Source organism: Nakamurella sp. (assembly GCF_048594475.1).
GTDB lineage: Bacteria > Actinomycetota > Actinomycetes > Mycobacteriales > Nakamurellaceae > Nakamurella.
Genome location: NZ_JBMDXT010000327.1, coordinates 1 through 2,365, shown reverse-complemented (window position 1 = coordinate 2,365; position 2,365 = coordinate 1). Strand labels below are relative to the sequence as shown.

General features: G+C 69.4%; 1 protein-coding gene and 2 pseudogenes. All 3 read left to right on the top strand.

Features of this window, described 5'->3' with window-relative positions; translation table 11 throughout:
* Positions 1 to 852, top strand: a pseudogene (locus ACOJUF_RS14920) (F0F1 ATP synthase subunit alpha); the annotation flags it as partial.
* A 55-nt stretch (positions 853 to 907) separates the two neighbouring features.
* Positions 908 to 1,837: a F0F1 ATP synthase subunit gamma gene (locus tag ACOJUF_RS14915; protein WP_420122617.1), complete on the top strand. Its 930-nt coding sequence runs from the start codon at positions 908 to 910 to the stop codon at positions 1,835 to 1,837.
* Positions 1,838 to 1,843: 6 nt separating this feature from the next.
* A pseudogene (locus ACOJUF_RS14910) lies at positions 1,844 to 2,365 on the top strand (F0F1 ATP synthase subunit beta); the annotation flags it as partial.

The window sequence follows — 2,365 nt, the reverse complement described above, 5'->3', positions numbered from 1 at the left end:
CACGTCCTGATCATCTTCGACGACCTGTCCAAGCAGGCCGAGGCCTACCGCGCGATCTCGCTGCTGCTGCGCCGCCCGCCGGGCCGCGAGGCCTACCCGGGCGACGTCTTCTACCTGCACTCCCGCCTGCTGGAGCGTTGCGCGAAGCTCTCCGACGAGCTGGGCGCCGGCTCGATGACCGGGCTGCCGATCATCGAGACCAAGGCCGGCGACGTGTCGGCGTACATCCCGACCAACGTCATCTCGATCACCGACGGGCAGTGCTTCCTGGAGGGCGACCTGTTCAACGCGGGCGTCCGGCCGGCCGTCAACGTCGGCATCTCGGTGTCCCGGGTCGGCGGCGCCGCCCAGGTCAAGGCGATGCGCGCGGTGTCCGGCACGTTGCGTCTGGACCTGTCGGCCTACCGCGAGCTGGAGGCATTCGCCGCCTTCGGCTCCGACCTGGACGACGTGTCCAAGCGGGCCCTGGCCCGTGGCTCGCGCCTGGTCGAGCTGCTCAAGCAGCCGCAGTTCACCCCGTACCCGGTGGAGGAGCAGGTCGTCTCGATCTGGGCCGGCACCCGTGGTCACCTGGACCGGGTTCCGGTCGAGGACGTCCGGCGCTTCGAGTCCGAGTTCCTGCAGTACCTGCGGCACAGCTCGGGCAGCCCGCTGCAGGCCATCCGCGACTCCAAGCTGCTGTCCAAGGAATCGGAGGAGGCGCTCAAGACCGCCCTGGGCGAGTTCTCCGACACCTTCACCACCTCCGAGGGCACCATTCTGGGCCGCGAGGCCCAGGTGAAGCCGATGGACGCGGCCGCGGTGGGCCAGGAGAAGGTCCAGGTCCAGCGGCCGGCCTCGCTCAAGAAGTGAGGCCCGGCACCATGGTTATCGGCGACCATCCGTCGCGGCTCCAGGGAGGTGAGTGATGGCGGCACAGGTACGAGTCCTGCGGCAGCGGGTGAAGTCGGTCAAGTCGACCCAGAAGATCACCAAGGCGCAGGAGATGATCGCCACCTCGCGCATCGCCAAGGCCCAGGCCAAGGTGGCGGCGGCGGCGCCGTACTCGCGGCAGATCACCCAGGTGCTCACCGCGCTGGCGTCGGCGTCCACGCTCGACCATCCGCTGCTCAACGAGCGGGAGCAGGCCAAGCGGGCCGGCATCCTGCTGATCACCGCGGACCGCGGCCTGTGCGGCGGCTACAACGCCTCCGCCATCAAGGCGGCCGAGGAGCTCGGGGCGCTGCTGCGCTCGCAGGGCAAGGAATCCGTGCTGTATGTCATCGGCCGCAAGGGCGTCGGCTACTACACGTTCCGGAACCGGCCGATCGAGGCGACCTGGACGGGCTTCTCCGAGCGGCCGACCTACGCGCACGCCGAGGCGGCGACCGAGGAGATCCTGCCGGCGTTCCTGGCCGGGTCGTCCGGCCAAACGGCCGACGGCAAGCCGGGCATCGACGAGATCCACCTGGTGTCGACGCATTTCGTCTCGATGATCACCCAGCGGCCGCAGGCCCGGCGGATGGCGCCGATGGAGATCGAGTACGTCGATCGGGATCCGTCGTCGACCACCCTGCTGCCGTCGTACGAGTTCGAGCCGTCGTCGGACCAGCTGCTCGACGAGATGCTGCCCAAGTACCTCAAGACGCGGATCTACGCTGCGCTGCTGGATGCGGCCGCGTCGGAGTCCGCGGCGCGCCGGGCGGCCTGCAAGGCGGCCACCGACAACGCCAACGACATCATCCGCAAGCTGAGCCGCGAGGCCAACCAGGCCCGGCAGGCTCAGATCACCCAGGAACTGACCGAGATCGTCGGCGGCGCAGACGCTCTGGCCGCGCTTGGCAACGAAGAGGACTGAGGACCTATGACCACCACCCAGGCCCCCGCCACCACCGGTCGCGTGGTCCGAGTCATCGGACCGGTCGTCGACGTCGAATTCCCGCGCGGCCAGGTGCCGTCCCTGCTCAACGCGCTGCACGTGCGAGTGACCCAGGGCGGTCCGGAGCGCACGCTGACCCTCGAGGTCGGTCTGCACCTGGGCGACGACATCGTCCGCACCATCTCGATGCAGCCGACCGACGGTCTGGTCCGCGGCGCGTCGGTCACCGACACCGGGGCACCGATCTCGGTGCCCGTCGGGGACGTGGTCAAGGGTCACGTGTTCAACGCGCTCGGACAGTGCCTGGACGTGCCCGGCACCGCCGAGGACGCCGAGCACTGGCCGATCTACCGGCGGCCCCCGGCCTTCGACCAGCTCGAGGGCAAGACCCAGCAGCTCGTCACCGGCATCAAGGTCATCGACCTGCTGACGCCGTACGTGCAGGGCGGCAAGATCGGTCTGTTCGGCGGTGCCGGTGTGGGCAAGACCGTGCTCATCCAGGAGATG